15 protein-coding genes are annotated in these 15,660 nt (G+C 72.5%); 7 read left to right on the top strand and 8 right to left on the bottom strand.

Going from position 1 to position 15,660, the window contains the following annotated elements:
- Nucleotides 1-376: 376 nt before the first annotated feature.
- Nucleotides 377-1,759, top strand: a complete 1,383-nt coding sequence (locus ACFWXC_RS32995; RefSeq protein WP_384484310.1) for a CoA transferase — start codon at nucleotides 377-379, stop codon at nucleotides 1,757-1,759.
- A gap of 105 nt (nucleotides 1,760-1,864) precedes the next feature.
- Nucleotides 1,865-2,878: a CopD family protein gene (locus tag ACFWXC_RS32990; protein ID WP_384484308.1), complete on the top strand. Its 1,014-nt coding sequence runs from the start codon at nucleotides 1,865-1,867 to the stop codon at nucleotides 2,876-2,878.
- Between the two features lie 66 nt (nucleotides 2,879-2,944).
- Here the strand turns inward: ACFWXC_RS32990 and ACFWXC_RS32985 are convergent, their stop codons facing one another.
- The 8 genes from ACFWXC_RS32985 to ACFWXC_RS32950 all read right to left on the bottom strand — a co-directional run bounded on the left by ACFWXC_RS32985 (nucleotide 2,945) and on the right by ACFWXC_RS32950 (nucleotide 10,630).
- Nucleotides 2,945-3,991: a zinc-dependent alcohol dehydrogenase family protein gene (locus ACFWXC_RS32985; RefSeq protein WP_384484306.1), complete on the bottom strand. Its 1,047-nt coding sequence runs from the start codon at nucleotides 3,989-3,991 to the stop codon at nucleotides 2,945-2,947.
- A gap of 36 nt (nucleotides 3,992-4,027) precedes the next feature.
- On the bottom strand, nucleotides 4,028-4,693 hold the full coding sequence (locus tag ACFWXC_RS32980; protein ID WP_384484304.1) for a lysoplasmalogenase: 666 nt from the start codon (nucleotides 4,691-4,693) through the stop codon (nucleotides 4,028-4,030).
- A complete protein-coding gene (locus ACFWXC_RS32975; RefSeq protein ID WP_384484303.1) occupies nucleotides 4,690-5,556 on the bottom strand; it encodes a sterol desaturase family protein in 867 nt (288 codons plus the stop codon). The genes ACFWXC_RS32980 and ACFWXC_RS32975 overlap by 4 nt, the downstream gene beginning before the upstream one ends.
- Before the next feature lie 110 nt (nucleotides 5,557-5,666).
- Nucleotides 5,667-6,380, bottom strand: coding sequence for a VIT family protein (locus ACFWXC_RS32970; protein ID WP_384484301.1), 714 nt, complete (start codon nucleotides 6,378-6,380; stop codon nucleotides 5,667-5,669).
- Between the two features lie 46 nt (nucleotides 6,381-6,426).
- On the bottom strand, nucleotides 6,427-7,656 hold the full coding sequence (locus tag ACFWXC_RS32965; protein WP_384484299.1) for an amidohydrolase family protein: 1,230 nt from the start codon (nucleotides 7,654-7,656) through the stop codon (nucleotides 6,427-6,429).
- Complete coding sequence (locus ACFWXC_RS32960) at nucleotides 7,653-8,939, bottom strand: amidohydrolase family protein (RefSeq protein WP_384484297.1); 1,287 nt, start codon at nucleotides 8,937-8,939, stop codon at nucleotides 7,653-7,655. Before ACFWXC_RS32960 ends, ACFWXC_RS32965 begins: the two co-directional genes overlap by 4 nt.
- 12 nt (nucleotides 8,940-8,951) lie before the next feature.
- Complete coding sequence (locus tag ACFWXC_RS32955; protein ID WP_384484295.1) at nucleotides 8,952-9,836, bottom strand: SDR family NAD(P)-dependent oxidoreductase; 885 nt, start codon at nucleotides 9,834-9,836, stop codon at nucleotides 8,952-8,954.
- Complete coding sequence (locus tag ACFWXC_RS32950) at nucleotides 9,836-10,630, bottom strand: acetoacetate decarboxylase family protein (RefSeq protein ID WP_384484293.1); 795 nt, start codon at nucleotides 10,628-10,630, stop codon at nucleotides 9,836-9,838. The genes ACFWXC_RS32955 and ACFWXC_RS32950 overlap by 1 nt, the downstream gene beginning before the upstream one ends.
- Before the next feature lie 206 nt (nucleotides 10,631-10,836).
- On the opposite strand from ACFWXC_RS32950, the gene ACFWXC_RS32945 reads away from it, so the two are divergent.
- From ACFWXC_RS32945 to ACFWXC_RS32925, 5 genes are all read left to right on the top strand, one after another.
- Entirely contained in the window at nucleotides 10,837-11,835 is a 999-nt protein-coding gene (locus ACFWXC_RS32945) for a DEDDh family exonuclease (protein ID WP_384484291.1), read from the top strand.
- Nucleotides 11,836-11,927: 92 nt separating this feature from the next.
- Entirely contained in the window at nucleotides 11,928-12,161 is a 234-nt protein-coding gene (locus tag ACFWXC_RS32940; RefSeq protein WP_351326105.1) for a hypothetical protein, read from the top strand.
- Between the two features lie 81 nt (nucleotides 12,162-12,242).
- A complete protein-coding gene (locus ACFWXC_RS32935) occupies nucleotides 12,243-13,040 on the top strand; it encodes an SURF1 family protein (RefSeq protein WP_384484289.1) in 798 nt (265 codons plus the stop codon).
- A gap of 64 nt (nucleotides 13,041-13,104) precedes the next feature.
- On the top strand, nucleotides 13,105-14,889 hold the full coding sequence (locus ACFWXC_RS32930) for a glycoside hydrolase family 15 protein (protein ID WP_384484287.1): 1,785 nt from the start codon (nucleotides 13,105-13,107) through the stop codon (nucleotides 14,887-14,889).
- Between the two features lie 5 nt (nucleotides 14,890-14,894).
- Nucleotides 14,895-15,650, top strand: coding sequence for an SDR family oxidoreductase (locus ACFWXC_RS32925; protein WP_384484285.1), 756 nt, complete (start codon nucleotides 14,895-14,897; stop codon nucleotides 15,648-15,650).
- Nucleotides 15,651-15,660 lie beyond the last annotated feature (10 nt).

The raw sequence follows: 15,660 nt of genomic DNA, 5'->3' as shown, positions 1-15,660 counted from the left end.
ACAAACTCTTCACAGTTCAAGACAAATGATCACGCGGTCAAGGATGTATCCCCCGGCGCGACTTGTGCGCCGGACGGCTGGTCACGGCAGTGCACCGACAGGCGGAGCCGTGGCCGGTGCACAGTCGTCGTCCACGAGCCTGGGATGCCCTGCTGTCTGCTGCCGATTCCGGTTGGCGTTCCGCACCTTCCGGTTTCACCCGCGAGTCGCCCGTGCCGACGTACCGGGCGGGGTTCCGGAACATCCGGAACAGGGGGGAGGCGGGACTGCGGGCCGGGCTTGGCCTGTTCTCCACTCACGGAATTCCGCCCCGGCATGCCTCCCCTCGTCACCCTGGGTCGACATGTTGATTCAGTACACCCTGCATAGTGCCTCTATGACTACTTTGCACACCGAGTTCGCCTGGTCGGCCCTGGGCGGCGATCCCGCCCTGGTCCCGCGGATCTCGAACGTCGTACGGGATGGGGTGCTGGAAGCGCGGCTCCCCGTACGGGAGTTGGCGCGGGCGTGTGTGGGGGCCTGTGCGCTGGCCGCCGCCGAGCTGGGGGCGCGGCGGACCGGAACGGTGGAGGTGCCCGCGGTCCGGGTGGACGACGGGGCCGTGGCGGCGGCGTTCACCAGCGAGCGGCAGTTGCTGGTCGACGGGCGGGCGCCGGTGTCGTTCGCCCCGCTGTCCCGGTTCTGGCGCACGGCGGACGGATGGGTGCGCACCCACGCCAACTATCCGCACCACCGGGCCCGGTTGCTGGTCTCGCTGGGGCTGCCGGAGGGTGCCTCGCCGGAGGAAGCCGCGGCCCGGATCGCCGAACTGCCCGCACGGGAGGTGGAAGAGGCGGCCTACGGCGCCGGCGGGCTCGCCGTGGCGCTGCGCGCGCCCGAGGAGTGGGCGGCGCACGCGCAGGCGGTCGAGGTGGCCGCACGCCCCCTTGTCGAGCGGGGCCGCCTGGACGCGGCCCACGCGCGGGTGCTCGCGCCGCTCGGCGCCGGCGCCACTCCCCTGCTGCCCGCCGCCGGGCTGCATGTCCTGGACCTGACCCGGGTCCTGGCCGGCCCGGTCGCCACCCGCACGCTGGCCCTGCTGGGCGCGGACGTCCTGCGCCTGGACGCGCCCCGGCTGCCCGAACTCCCCGACCAGCACGCCGACACGGGCTTCGGGAAGCGCTCGGCGACGCTCGACCTGGCGTCGGACCGGTCGGTCTTCGAGGAACTGCTGGCCTCGGCGGACGTCGTGGTCACCGGCTACCGGCCGGGCGCCCTGGACCGGTTCGGCCTCTCTCCCGAGGCACTGGCCGAACGGCGGCCGGGGCTGGTCGTGGCCCAGGTGTCGGCGTGGGGTGCGTACGGGCCGTGGGCCGGGCGGCGCGGCTTCGACAGTCTGGTGCAGGTCGCCACCGGCATCGCGGAGACCGAGGGCTCGGCGGAGCGGCCGGGTGCGCTGCCCGCGCAGGCGCTCGACCACGGCACGGGGTATCTGCTGGCGGCCGGCGTGCTGCGAGCGGTGACCGAGCAGTCGTACGACGGCGGGAGCAGGTTCGTGCGGCTGGCGCTGGCGCGCACCGCGCGATGGCTGACGGCGGAGATGGAGCCGGGGCCCGAGGACGGCGAGCCGTACGAGGGGCCGGACGCCTGGCTCGCCGAGACGGACAGCGCGCTGGGGCGGCTGCGGTACGCACGGCCGCCGGTGTCCTTCGCGGGCGGCCCGGCCGACTGGGCGCGGCCGCCGGTGCCGTGGGGGTCGGATCCGGCCACGTGGGCGTGACCGCACCGGCCTCCCGGCCGGAAACGCGCGAACAGGCGGGATGACGCTCCGTCAGTTGTTTTCCGCTACTTGCCCGGTTCTGTCATGACTGGCGAAGATCGTGGGGTGACGGCGACACGACCGACCACCGAAGCGGCCGACGCGAACGGCCCCGCGAGACGCCCCGGTACCGGCCGGGCCGTCGCCGTCCTGGTTCTGGTGGCGCTGGGCGCGCTGGTGGTGCCGTTGCTCGGGCCGTCCGTCGCGTTGCACGACACCGGGGAGGCGGCGGCGCCGGGGGTGGGCGGCATCGCCTTGCTGCGCGGGGTGGTGTTCGCCGCCCTGTGCGTGCCGTTGGGCGAGCTGTTCGTGGACCGGCTGGCCCGCCGGCTGCCGGACCTGCCGCCCGAACGGCCGCCCGGCCGGGCGGTGTTCGCGGCCGCCGCCGGTTTCGTCGCCGCGCTGGGGCTGGCGTCGGTCGTGTCCACGGGCAACCTGGTGCCGCGCGCTCTCGCCGACGTCGATGTGGGCGGCCTGTACCAGTCGCGTGACGGCAAGTTGGCGCTGATCGAGGTCAACGCCTTTCTGCTGGCGGGTCTGTGCGCCCGCGCGCGCCGCCCGGCGCTCCAGGTGTGGCCGCTGGCCGCGGTGGTCGTCGCCGAGGCGCTGCGCGCCCATCCCGCGCCCGAGCACAGCCCGTTGCTCGGCTCGGCGCTGACCCTGGTGCATCTGACCTGCGCGACGCTGTGGGCGGGCGGTCTGCTGCACGCGCTGCGCCTGCTGCACCGGTGGCGCAGCAGGGAGGCCGGGGCGGCGCTGCTCGGTCTCTACGCGCGCGTGGCCGCCGTACTGCTCGCGGTCATCACCGCGACGGGCGTGTGGAGTTCGCTGCGGCGGATGCCCGCGGGCACGATCCTGGACCAGCTGACGACGACGGCGTACGGGCGCACCCTGCTGGCCAAGGTGGTCCTCGTCGCCGCCGTCGCCGCACTCGCGCTGTGGGCACGGTTCCGGCTGCGCCGGGCGGCCGACCCGCTCGCCGCGTACGTCCCCGCGCGGGCCGAGGTGGCCGTGCTGGGGGTGGTGGTGGCGGTGTCGGGGGTGCTGACGGCGCTGCCGGTGCCGATCAGATGGACTTGACCGGGGCGACCCGATCAGGTGCGCTCAATCGGGTGGACGTGATCAACCATTGACCGGGACGTTGATTCAGTCGTTGGTGACGAGCACCTTGAGGGCGGTGCGCTCGTCCATCGCCTTGTAGCCGTCGGGCACGCCCTCGATGCCGACGGTCAGGTCGAAGACCGGCGAGGGGTCGACGGTGCCGGCCAGGACGTCGGGCAGCAGGTCGGGGATGTAGGCGCGGACCGGGGCGACACCGCCGCGCAGGGCGATGTTCCGGTCGAACATGACGGAGAGGTCCAGCCCGGTGCCGCTGCCGTGCGGGACGCCGACGAAGCCGATCGCGCCGCCGTCCCGGGTGATCTCGACGGCCGTCCGCATGGACTGCTCGGTGCCCACGGCCTCCACGACGGAATGCGCGCCCTGGCCCCGGGTGAGCTCGCGGACGGCCGCCACGGCCGCGTCCCCGCGCTCGGCGACGACGTCGGTGGCGCCGAAGCGGCGCGCGATGTCGGTGCGGACCTCGTGCCGGCCCAGCGCGATGATCCGCTCGGCACCCAGTCGCTTGGCGGCCAGCACGGCGCACAGGCCGACCGCGCCGTCCCCGACGACGGCGACGGTGGCACCGGGACGGACGCCCGCGCCGAGGGCCGCGTGGTGGCCGGTGCCGAGGACGTCGGAGAGAGTCAGCAGGGCGGTCAGCAGGTGGTCGTCGGAGGCCGCGTCCTTGGGCAGCTGGACCAGGGTGCCGTCGGCGAACGGGACGCGCACGGCCTCGCCCTGGCCGCCGTCGTACCCCACCGAGCCCCAGAAACCGCCGTGCTCGCAGGACGTGGTCAGGCCCTCGCGGCAGTAGTCGCAGACGCCGTCGGACCACATGAAGGGGGCCACCACGAGGTCGCCGCGCCGGACGGTGCCCACCTCGGAGCCGGTCTCCTCGACGACGCCCAGGAACTCGTGCCCGATGCGCTGCCCCGGCTGCCGGGCCGCCTCGCCCCGGTACGCCCACAGGTCGCTGCCGCAGATACAGGCGCGCAGCACGCGTACGACGGCGTCGGTGGGCAGCTGCACCACCGGCTCGGGCACGTCCTCCACGCGCATGTCGTACGGGGCGTGGATGGTGGTGGCGCGCATGGCGAGGATCCTTCTCGTGCGGTGTCGTGGGTGCGCTCAGGGGGTGGTCGAGCGCACTTCACGGTACGCCGTGGCCGGTGCGGGCCGCGCGTCGAGGGTGCCCCGGACCAGCAGGAACTGTCCGGCCGCGTAGGTCAGCATGATCCAGAAGTCGGGTCCGGGCAGCTGCGGCCAGTCGGCGACGCCGGTCGCGATGAGGGTGTCGGAGAGCATGAAGAGCGCACCGCCGAGTCCGGCGACCGGGCCGAGCCGGGTGACCGCCGTGTACGCCATGGCGGTGAGCAGGGTGCTGTAGCCGGCGACGGGGACGCGGAGACCGGCGGGCAGGTCCGGCCACAGCAGGGCGACCAGGGTGACGAGGGCGGCGGCGTAGGCGACGGCGAGAACGCGGGCACGCGCGTGTGCCGGCCCGTGGCGGCGGAACAGGACGAGATAGCAGACGTGCCCGGCGGCGAAGCAGGCCATCCCCGCCATGAAGGCGGGGTCGGCGTCGGAGAGCAGCAGCACATCGCCGCCCCAGCCGCACAGCAGGGCGGCGACGAGCAGCCGGGAGCCGCCCGCGCGGGCGGTCCAGGCGGCCAGCAGCGGCATCAGGAGCACCTTGGCGACCACGTGTCCGGGGCGGAAGCCGGCGGCGAGGCAGCCGAGGTCGACCGCGAGGGCCAGGGCGAAGGCGGCGAGCAGCGCCCGGGACGCTCTCACGCGGCCACGGACTCCTCGGTCTGTTCCACGGCGGCCGGCGGCGCCCAGCCGGGCCCCCCGAAGACCCGCCCGGCCCGCTCCCGCCAACTGCGGGCCGCCTTCAGGTCCCTGCCGATGGCCAGGTACTCGTGGGTGGCCACCTTGATCGGGTTGAACGTGTTGATGTTCTTGGTCAACCCGTACACCGGCCGCTCGACCTCCGGCACCCACGATCCGAACAACCGGTCCCAGATGATGAGGATCCCGCCGAAGTTGCGGTCCAGGTAGCCGCCCTGGGAGGCGTGGTGGACGCGGTGGTGGGACGGCGTGTTGAACACGAACTCGAACCACCGGGGCATCTTGTCGATGCGTTCGGTGTGGATCCAGAACTGGTAGACGAGGTTCGCGGAGGAGCAGAAGGCGAGCGCGGCCGGGTGCACACCGACGGCGACGAGCGGGACGTAGAACGGCCAGACCGTCAGCGAGGTCCAGGGCTGGCGCAGTGCGGTGGTGAGGTTGAACTTCTTGCTGGAGTGGTGGACGACGTGGCAGGCCCACAGGACGCGGATGACATGGTGGCCGCGGTGGGACCAGTAGTAGAAGAAGTCCTGCGCGAACAGCATCAGCGGGACCGTCCACCACAGGACGGGAATGCGCAGCGGCGTGAGTTCGTAGATCGCCGTGTAGATCGCGACGATCGGGATCTTCCAGACGAAGTCGAAGACGAGCGACCCGAGCCCCATGCCGACGCTGGTGGCGGCGTCCTTGGCCTCGTACCCGTCGGCGTCGTCGTCGGGATGGATGCGGTAGCTGATCACCTCGATCACGGTGAGCAGCACGAAGGCGGGTATCGACCACAGCACGACATCGGGCAGGTTCGGCATGGGGGCACCGTAGAACCGCTGGTCGGCTGCGGCTAGACGTTGTTACCCACAAGTATTGCCCGCGGTATGCGCTTGCTTGTTGGCGATCTCCGCCAACAGCCACGCGGCCGCTAGACCCCCACCGCCCCCAGCAGACTCCCCGCCGCATAGGTGACGCCCATGGCCAGCGCGCCGCCCACCACGTTCCGTACCATCGCCGGACCCACCGCCGCCGCCCCCAGCCGCGCGCTGCTCCATCCCGTCAGGACCAGCGCGGCCAGCACCGACCCCACGGTCACCGGAAGCCGCCAGTCGGCGGGCGGCAGCACGATCGCCAGCAGCGGCAGCAACGCCCCGACCGTGAACGCCAGGAAGCTCGCCAGCGCCGCGTTCCACGGGTTGGTCAGCTCGTCCGGGTCGATGCCCAGCTCCACGCTCGCATGGGCCCTCAGCGCGTCCCGCTCGGTGAGCTGGACCGCCGCCTCCCGCGCCACCTCCCGGGACAGCCCGCGCCGCTCCAGCAGTTCGGTCAGCTCCTCCAGTTCCGCCTCGGGCTGCTCCTTGAGTTCCCGCTTCTCCAGCGCGAGGGCGGCCAGTTCCGAGTCGCGTTGGGTGGACACCGACACGTACTCCCCCGCCGCCATCGACATCGACCCGGCGAGCAGTCCCGCCAGGCCGGCCGTCAGCAGGGCGCTGCGGTCCCCGGTGGCGCCCGCGACGCCGACGACGATGCCCGCCGTCGACACGATGCCGTCGTTGGCTCCCAGTACGGCCGCCCGCAGCCAGTTCAGCCGGGAGCCGAGCGCGCCCCCGTGGGCCTCGTTGTCGTGCGTCTGTTCCGTCACGACACGGAGGATCGCACTCCGTCCCCGGTGAAGGGGAGTACCGACGTCACCAGACCCGTACCGAGGCCCCCCGCGCGAACACCGGACTCGTGGCGTCCGCCGGCGGCTGAGGCAGGGGCTCGGCGATCTCCGCGACCGTCGGTCCCACCTCGGCCGCGATCGGGTCCAGGAGGCCGAGGTCGAATCCGTAGACGCGGGCCGCGTTGCCGCCGAGCATCGCCGCGACCTCGTTGCGCGGGACGCCCGCGTAGGCGAAGCGCAGGCCCTCACGGGTGTAGGGGTAGGTGCCCTCGTCGTGCGGGTAGTCGCTGCCCCACATGATCTTGTCCAGGCCGATGCGGTCGCGCAGCGGCACCTCGTGCGGGCGCATGAAGCTGGCGCCGACGAAGCAGTTCGACCGCCACACCTCGGACGGCGACCTGCCCATGCCCTCCGCCAGCCCGGCCCCGAACCTCGCCTCCGCGGTCGTCGCCGTCGAGGCCGCGGCCAGCAGGCGGCCGTGGTAGTAGTCCAGCATGGCCAGGACCCCGGGGATCCAGCCGGAGCCCTGCTCGGTCAGGACGAGCCTCAGGTCCGGGTGGCGGCGGAAGGCGCCGCCGAAGACCAGGTGCCACAGCGCCCGGTGCGAGAACCAGGTCGTCTCGACCATGAAGACCGCGCGGGCGGCCGGTTCGTCACCGAGCGGCGGGGACGCCGAGCCCGCGTGGTGGTTGACGGGGACGCCTAGTTCCGCGCAGACGGCCCAGATCGGGTCGTACACGCGCGCGTGCAGTTCGGGCAGGCCCGAGTTCGGTGGGGTGCCGGGCAGCATGAGGCCGCCCTTCAGGCCCGCGGCCGCCGCCCGGCGGATCTCTTTCACGGCCTCGTCGACGTCGTTGAGGAGGATCTGGAAGACACCGGCCCGGCGGCCCGGCGCGGCGGCGCAGAAGTCGGCCAGCCAGCGGTTGTGGGCGCGCAGGCCCGCCCAGCGCAGCTCGGTCTCCGCACCCGTCGGCGCGGGGGCCATCAAAGAGCCGGACGGGAAGAACGGCGGGATGGTGTTGGGGAAGATCACCTCCGCGACGATCCCGTCCCGCTCCAGCTCCGCGAGCCGCCGAGCGGAGTTCCAGTTCCGGTCGGCGGAGTCGGAGAGCAGGTCCTCGTACGGGTTGACGTACGTCGCCGCCCAGTCGTCGAAGTCGTCGTGGTACCGCTTCTCCAGGTACGGCTTGTAGTCGAGGAGATCGGCGCCCGCGTGGCAGTCGGCGGAGATCACCGTGTAGCGCTCGCCGTTCATGAACTCACCCCCAGAGCCGGGAAGTCGTTGTCCGTCAGCCAGTGGCGGCCCACCTCGCGCGAGCGCGCCCAGGAGGCCGCCACGGCACTCTGGTCGGCCGGCTGGCCCAGGTCGGCGGGGGTGGGGCCGATACGGCGGGCCAGCGGCGTCAGGCGCGCCACGTCGAAGCCGAAGACCTCGGCCGCCGCCAGGCCCAACATCCGGCGGGTCTCGGCCACCGGGATGTCGTGGAAGGTGCGGCGCAGCCACGCGCGCGTGTCGGGCCAGGTGCCCTCCGGGTGCGGGAAGTCGCTGCCCCACAGGATGTTGTCGACGCCGATCTCGTAGCGCTGGGCGAGTTCACGGCGTTTGGTGTTGGTGGCGCAGACGAAGACCTGCCGGTCCAGGTACTCGTGGGGCGGGCGCTTCAGCTCCTGGAAGGGGGAGAGCTTCTTGCCGCCGTGCGCGCCGAGGTAGAGGCGGTCCATGAACCAGAGCAGGTTCGGCAGCCACCAGCAGCCGGACTCCGCCACACCGAACCTGAGCCCGGGGTGGCGTTCGAAGACCCCCGACCAGAGCAGGAACCACAGCGGCCGGGCCGGCCACCAGGTCACCTCGCTGACGTAGATGCCGAGATGGTCGCCGTACTCGTGGCGCGGGGCGGCGCCGGAGTGGGTGAGGACCGGCATCCCGCACTCGGCGGCCGCCGCCCACACCGGGTCGTAACGGCGGTCGTGGTACGGCTCCTTGTCGACCCACATGGCGGGGATCATCAGCGCGCCGAGGCCGGTCTCCCTGGCGCGGTGCACCTCGGCGACGACGCGGTCCACCGGGGCCGTGACCGGCAGCAGGGCGACCCCGCAGTGCCGTTCGGGGTGTTCGGAGACGAAGTCGGCCAGCCAGCGGTTGTGGGCCCGCGCACCCGCCATGCCGAGCTCCGGGTCGTGGTCGCCGGAGAGGCCGAGGCCCACCCCGAAGGGCGCGGCCGTCCGGCTGTCGACCGCGTCGGCGTCCGGGAAGACCACCTCGGCGGCCACCCCGTCGCCGTCCAGCTCCTTCAGCCGCTGCGCGCTGTCCCAGCCCCCGCGCAGGCCCTCCTCGTTGTCCTGGAACCACTTGCTCGCGAACGCCTCGTTGCGGATGCCGAGCCGGGTCATCTCCTCCCGGCGGCGGTCCCGCCCGGCGAGGAACTCGTCGAAGTCCCGGTGGAACCGGGCGTCCAGATAGGGCCGGTACTCCTCGGTGGGCAGCCCGGCGTGGCAGTCGGAGGAGATGATCAGATACGGGTCGTCGGACGGCGTCACGACAGCCTCCTGTCAGTCCAGGATGAAGCTTTCGAGGTACGACGGGTTCGCCCGGTCCAGCATCGAGCGCGCCCGCGCCCGGATCTGGGCGTCGCTGTGCCCGCTCTCCGGCAGCAGCCAGAAGCGGTCCGCGCGGATGCCCGCCACGACGAACTCGGCGACCTCCTCGACGGGCGTGAAGGCGACCTCCTTGCCCGCCGCGCGCATCGCCGCCTCCCACTGGTCGAGGCTGCGGTACGGCGTCCTGCGCGGCCGCTGTTTGGCGTAGCGCTCGGGCCGGTTGCGGTGCGACTCCCACAGGCCCGTACGGAGCATGTGCGGCCCCGGGAAGAGCACCGAGGCGCCCACGCGCGCGTGCTCCGCCCTGAGGTGGGCGTACAGGGACTCGGTGAGGGTGACCACGGCCGCCTTGGTGACCGCGTAGACGGAGGCCGTCGGCAGCGGCGCGATGCCGCCGTCGCCGGAGGATGTATTGACCACATGACCGGGTTGACCCGACTTGATCATCCTCGGCAGGAAAGCCTGTACGCCGTGGAATACACCCCACACATTGACCTCGAACGCCCACTTCCAGTCGTTGGGTTCGTGCTCCCACATGCGGCCCTCGGCGCCCGAACCGACCCCGGCGTTGTTGCACAGGACGTGCACCGCGCCGTAGGTGTCGTAGGCCGACTCGGCGAGTTCCATGACCTGTTCGCGCACGCCGACGTCGACCACGCGCGTGTGCACGTCGGCACCGGCCGCGCGGAGGTCCGCCGCGGCCTTCTCCAGGGCGGCCGGCTGCACGTCGGCGAGGACCACCTTCAGGCCCTCGGCGGCGAACCGCCGGGCCATCGCGAGCCCGATCCCGCTCGCCGCGCCGGTGACGACGGCGACCTGTCCGGCACCGAGTTCCATCAGGCCTCGCTCCCTTCCGGGGGCGCGTCGACGATCTGGCGGGCGTCGTCGTAGCGCTGGTGGACGTAGGGCAACAGGGCCTGGGGATCGACTCGTTCGGCGACCCGGCCGCGCTGGTCGCTGGTCTTCTCGCCGAGGGTGATGTCCAGCAGGCGCAGCACCGGGAGGTCGGCGACCGGGTCGTACGGCGACTCACGGAGGATCACCTCCCCCGTCACGCGCTCCAGCCGGCGGACCTTCTCCTCGCGGACGCAGTGCACCAGCAGCGGGTCGCCGTCGAAGCCCGAACCGTCCACCGCCGGCAGGAACTTGAAGTAGAAGTCGGTCTTCGGCGCGGGTTCCGGCAGCGGCAGCGGGCCGTCGACCGTGCCGCGCACCTCCACGAAGACGACGCCGTGCCGGGCCAGCGCCGCACGGACGAGGTCGCCCTCGCGCCCGACGGTCACCTCGCCGAGCTTCTTGGGCTCCCCGAAGACCTCACGGCCGCCGGTGAGGGCACGCTCGTGGGTCATCGGCATCACCAGCGGATACCAGCCCTCGGCCGTGCCGTGCGCGGCGGCGACCGCGAACGAGCCCGCGCCCAGCGGGTATCCGGGCAGCCGGACCTGGCTGATGCCGACGCGGACCAGGGGGCGGCCGGTGGGCTTGAGCGGGGGCGGCAGCACCGCCGCGACCGCGTCCGGGTCGCTCTCCCAGACGGCCACCACGCCGGTGGACCAGACGTCCGGGAGCCTCGTGGTGCGCGCGGCCGCGATCTCCGCCCCGGTCCGAGCGCCGTACCGTACGCGTGCCATCCGCCGTACCGCCCTTCCGTCGACCGTCCGAGCGCCGCGCCGCCGCGGAGTCGTCGCCGCGTCAGCGCCGGGCGGGGTGCACGGTGGCACCGGGCGGCGAAAAGGTCCATAGCCACGCGAAGGGCAATCAGGACATGCGAACGGGCGGTGGCGACGGGTGACCTGACGGACCGGACTGTCAGCCGGGGCCCGTATCCTCAATGACCATGCTCGAAGACCTGACGACCGCAGTCTCCGCCGGCACCCCGTGGCCTGCCGCGTATCCCGAGGGGTACGCGGTCGTCGACGTGGAGACCACCGGACTGGCCCGGGACGACCGGATAATCTCCGCGGCCGTCTACCGGCTGGACGAGCGCGGCGAGGTCGAGGACCACTGGTACACGCTGGTCAATCCCGAGCGCGACCCGGGCCCGGTGTGGATCCACGGTCTGACGAGCGAGGTCCTCGAAGGGGCGCCGCTCTTCACCGACATCGCCGAGGAGTTCGCGGCCCGGCTCGACGGCCGGGTGCTGGTCGCGCACAACGCGGTCTTCGACTGGCAGATGATCGCGCGCGAGTACGCGCGCGCGAAGAGCGAGCCCCCGGTGAAGCAGCGGCTGTGCACGATCGCGCTCTCCAAGGAGCTGGGGCTGCCGCTGCCCAACCACAAGCTGGAGACCCTGGCCGCGCACTTCGGTGTCGTACAGCGGCGGGCGCACCACGCACTGGACGACGCGCGGGTGCTCGCGGAGGCGTTCCGGCCCAGTCTGCGGGCCGCGGCGGCGGGCAACGTCCGGCTGCCGCTGCTTGAGTGCCGGCCGCTGACGGAGTGGTCGGAGACGCCCCGGATCGGGCAGCAGGCGAGCGGCGGCTACGGCGGCGGCTACCGTCCGAACAACTGGCGGCCGGCCCGCAAGCGGCCGGCCTGCCCGTATCCGAACCCGGGGCGGTACGAGGACGGCAGCCCGCTCAGGCAGGGCATGCGGGTGGCGTTCTCCGGGGACACCTCGACCGAGCGGGAGCTCCTGGAGGACCGGGCCGTCGAGGCCGGCCTGCACGTGTCGACGAGCGTCTCGCGGCTCACCAGCCTGCTCGTCACCAACGACCCGGACTCGGGCACCTCGAAGGTGCTCAAGGCGCGCCAGTTCGGCACGCCGGTCGTCGACGAGGCGGCCTTCGGGCAGTTGCTGCGGGACGTGGCGCCGGCCTCGGCACCGGGGAAGTGACCGCGCGGCGGGGCCGTACGGACGGGTGATTGCCGGGCGACTCGCCCGGCGCCCGCTCGCCCGCGAGGGGACGACCGCCCACCCTGTGCCACATGGCGAAATGCGAAGTTTGCGGCAATGACTACGGAATGACCTTCGAGGTGCACGCGCAGGGCGCGGTCCATGTCTTCGACTGCTTCTCCTGTGCGATCCACCGCATGGCCCCCGTCTGCGAGCACTGCAAGGTCTCGATCATCGGCCAGGGCGTCGAGGCCGAGAACCAGTGGTACTGCGGCGCCCACTGCGCCCGCGAGGCCGGGAAGGCGGGCATCGTCGACCGCGTGTGACCGATCGGGGCAGGGATGTCGCCGGCCCTCTGGGGGACCCTCCCTCAGGGGGCCGATACGCGAGGGGTACGGTCTTTGTTCGTGTACCGCTTCCTGTTGACCCGGCAGTGGGTGATCCTCACCCTGATCTCCCTGCTTCTGATCCCCACGATGATCCGGCTGGGGTTCTGGCAGAAGCACCGGTACGAGGAGCGCAGCGCCCGTAACGCACTGGTGGCCCAGGCCCTGAACGCCAAGCCGGTGCCCGTCGAGCGGGTGACCGAGCCGGGGCACGCGGTGACCCGCAAGGAGCGGTACCACACCGTCACCGCGACCGGCACCTTCGACACCGCCCACGAGGTCGTCGTCCGGCGTCGTACCAACGACGACGACGAGGTCGGCTACCACGTCCTCACCCCCTTCGTGCTGGCCGACGGCAAGGTGCTGCTGGTCAACCGGGGCTGGATCTCCTCGGACGGCCCGAGCCAGACCGCGTTCCCCAAGGTTCCGGCCCCGCCCGGCGGGCAGGTCACCGTCCAGGGCCGGCTGATGCCCGACGAGACCACCGCGGCGAGCGGCATCAAGGACCTCAAGGGCCTGCCCGACCGGCAGATCATGCTGATCAACAGCGAGGAGCAGGCACGCCGGCTCGGCAAGCAGGTGCTGGGCGGCTACATCCAGCAGACCGCGCCCGAGCCCAAGGGCGACACCCCGGAGCAGATCTCCGACCCGGGCAAGGAAGACGCCCCGCTGAACTACGCGTACATGATCCAGTGGTGGCTGTTCGCCGCGGGCGTCCCCTACGGCTGGTTCGTGCTGGTCCGCCGTGAGGCCCGGGCCCGCGAAGAGGCGGCGAAGGAAGAGCCCGCGGCGGAAGCGGAACCGGCGGCCGTCGTCTGAGCCGGTGTCACTCCCCCGGCCCATCCCCTGATTGGCCCACCGGCCCGGCGGGAAACCGGAACCCGTGGACCGACGCATCGAGGACTACGCCCTCATCGGCGACGAACAGACCGCGGCCCTGGTCGGCCGGGACGGCTCCATCGACTGGCTGTGTGTGCCCCGGTTCGACTCGGCCGCCTGCTTCGCCAGGCTCCTGGGCGACGAGGACAACGGCCACTGGCGGATCGCTCCGAAGGACGCCGCCACGTGCACCCGGCGCGCCTACCGGCCCGACACGCTGGTCCTGGACACCGAGTGGGAGACCCCCGAGGGCACGGTCCGGGTCACCGACCTGATGCCCCAACGTGACCGCGCCCCCGACGTCGTACGCATCATCGAAGGCGTCAGCGGCCGCGTCACCGTGCACAGCACGCTCCGCCTCCGCTTCGACTACGGCTCGGTCGTCCCCTGGATGCGCCGCTCAGGCGGTCACCGGGTCGCCGTCGCCGGTCCCGACTCGGTGTGGCTGCGCAGCGAACCGTCCGTACGGACCTGGGGCGAGGACTTCGGCACGCACTCGGAGTTCACCGTCGCGGAGGGCGAGCGGGTCGCGTTCGTGCTCACCTGGCACCCCTCGCACGAGCCGCGGCCGCCGCTGCTGGACCCGTACGAGGCGCTGCGCTCCAGCGTCACCGGCTGGCGGCGCTGGGCCGCCCGCTGCACCTATGACGGCCCCCACCGGGACGCGGTGATGCGCTCCCTGATCACCCTCAAGGCGCTCACCTACACGCCGACCGGCGGTATCGTCGCCGCCGCCACCAGCTCGCTGCCCGAGGAGCTGGGCGGGGTGCGCAACTGGGACTACCGCTTCTGCTGGCTGCGCGACTCCTCGCTCACCCTCGGCGCCCTGCTGTCGGCCGGCTACCACAAGGAGGCCGAGGCCTGGCGCGACTGGCTGGTGCGCGCGGTCGCCGGTGACCCGGCGGACCTGCAGATCATGTACGGCCTGGCCGGCGAGCGCCGGCTGCCCGAGTTCGAACTGCCCTGGCTGACCGGCTTCGCCGGCTCGGCGCCGGTCCGCGTCGGCAACGGCGCCGTCGACCAGCTCCAGCTGGACGTGTACGGCGAGGTCATGGACTCGCTGTCGCTGTCCCGCAACGCCGGCCTGTCCACCAGGCCGCACATGTGGGCCATCCAGTGCTCGCTGATGAGGTTCCTGGAGAAGATCTGGCGCCAGCCGGACGAGGGTCTGTGGGAGGTGCGCGGCGGCCGCCGGCACTTCGTGCACTCCAAGGTGTTGGTGTGGGTGGCCGCGGACCGCGCGGTACGCACCCTGGAGGAGCACGCGGAGCTGGAGGGCGAACTGGAGCGCTGGCGCGCGCTCCGTGACGAGGTGCACCGGGAGGTGTGCGAGAAGGGGTTCGACCCGCAGCGCAACACCTTCACCCAGTACTACGGCTCGCGCGAACTCGACGCCGCCCTGCTGCTGATCCCCCGCTTCGGCTTCCTGCCGCCGGACGACCCGCGGGTGATCGGCACGGTGGACGCGATCCGGGACGACCTGGGCCGCAGCGGCTTCGTGCGCCGCTACGACACCGACGCGATCGGCGTCGACGGCATGCCGGGCGGCGAGGGCGCCTTCCTGGCCTGCTCGTTCTGGCTGGCCGACGCACTGCATATGACGGGCCGTACCGACGAGGCGAAGGAGTTGTTCGAGCGGCTGGTGGGACTCGTCAACGACGTGGGGCTGCTCTCCGAGGAGTACGAACCGGAGCTCGGACGCCAGCTGGGCAACTTCCCGCAGGCGTTTAGCCACATCGGACTGGTGAACACCGCTCTCACACTGTTCGGCGGCGAAAAGGCAGGATAGGGCCCATGGATCTTGGACTGAAGGACCGGGTGTACGTCGTCACCGGAGCGACCCGGGGGCTGGGCAACGCGACCGCGCGCGAACTGGTCGCCGACGGGGCGAAGGTCGTGGTGACCGGACGGGACGAGAAGGGAGTCGCCGAGGCGGTGGCCGAGCTGGGGCCGAACGCGGCGGGCATCGCCGTCGGCAACGCGGAGGCGGACGCACCGGAGCGGGTGATCTCGGCGGCACGTGAACAGTTCGGGCGTTTCGACGGCATTCTCGTGAGCGTGGGCGGGCCCCCGGCCGGGTTCATCGCCGACAACACGGACGAACAGTGGCAGACCGCCTACGAGGCGGTGTTCCTGGGGGCCGTACGGCTCGCGCGCGCGGCCGCGGCCGAGTTGGAGCACGGCGGTGTCATCGGGTTCGTGCTGTCCGGGTCGGTGTACGAGCCGATTCCCGGGCTGACGATCTCGAACGCGCTGCGGCCGGGGCTCGCCGGGTTCGCCAAGTCGCTCGCGGACGAGTTGGGGCCGCGCGGGATCCGGGTGGTGGGGCTGCTGCCGTCGCGGATCGACACGGACCGGGCGCGGGCGCTGGACGCACTGTCGGCCGACCCCGCGGCCACCCGGATGGAGAACGAGTCCCGGATTCCGCTGCGGCGGTACGGGACGCCGGAGGAGTTCGGGCGGGTGGGCGCGTTTCTGCTGTCGCCGGGGGCGTCCTATCTGACGGGGATCATGGTGCCGGTCGACGGGGGCATGCGGCACGGATTCTGACGGTCGGAAC

This window comes from Streptomyces sp. NPDC058683 (assembly GCF_042716195.1).
Classification (GTDB): Bacteria; Actinomycetota; Actinomycetes; order Streptomycetales; family Streptomycetaceae; genus Streptomyces.
The sequence above is the reverse complement of the archived record's forward strand: the minus strand, read 5'-3'. Positions and strand labels throughout refer to the sequence as shown.

Coding starts and splice junctions, on each gene's coding strand:
- ACFWXC_RS32995 (WP_384484310.1), top strand. CDS start 377: ATGACTACTTTGCACACCGAGTTCGCCTGGTCGGCCCTGGGCGGCGAT.
- ACFWXC_RS32985 (WP_384484306.1), bottom strand. CDS start 3,991: ATGCGCGCCACCACCATCCACGCCCCGTACGACATGCGCGTGGAGGAC.
- ACFWXC_RS32975 (WP_384484303.1), bottom strand. CDS start 5,556: ATGCCGAACCTGCCCGATGTCGTGCTGTGGTCGATACCCGCCTTCGTG.
- ACFWXC_RS32965 (WP_384484299.1), bottom strand. CDS start 7,656: ATGAACGGCGAGCGCTACACGGTGATCTCCGCCGACTGCCACGCGGGC.
- ACFWXC_RS32955 (WP_384484295.1), bottom strand. CDS start 9,836: ATGGAACTCGGTGCCGGACAGGTCGCCGTCGTCACCGGCGCGGCGAGC.
- ACFWXC_RS32950 (WP_384484293.1), bottom strand. CDS start 10,630: ATGGCACGCGTACGGTACGGCGCTCGGACCGGGGCGGAGATCGCGGCC.
- ACFWXC_RS32945 (WP_384484291.1), top strand. CDS start 10,837: ATGCTCGAAGACCTGACGACCGCAGTCTCCGCCGGCACCCCGTGGCCT.
- ACFWXC_RS32940 (WP_351326105.1), top strand. CDS start 11,928: ATGGCGAAATGCGAAGTTTGCGGCAATGACTACGGAATGACCTTCGAG.
- ACFWXC_RS32925 (WP_384484285.1), top strand. CDS start 14,895: ATGGATCTTGGACTGAAGGACCGGGTGTACGTCGTCACCGGAGCGACC.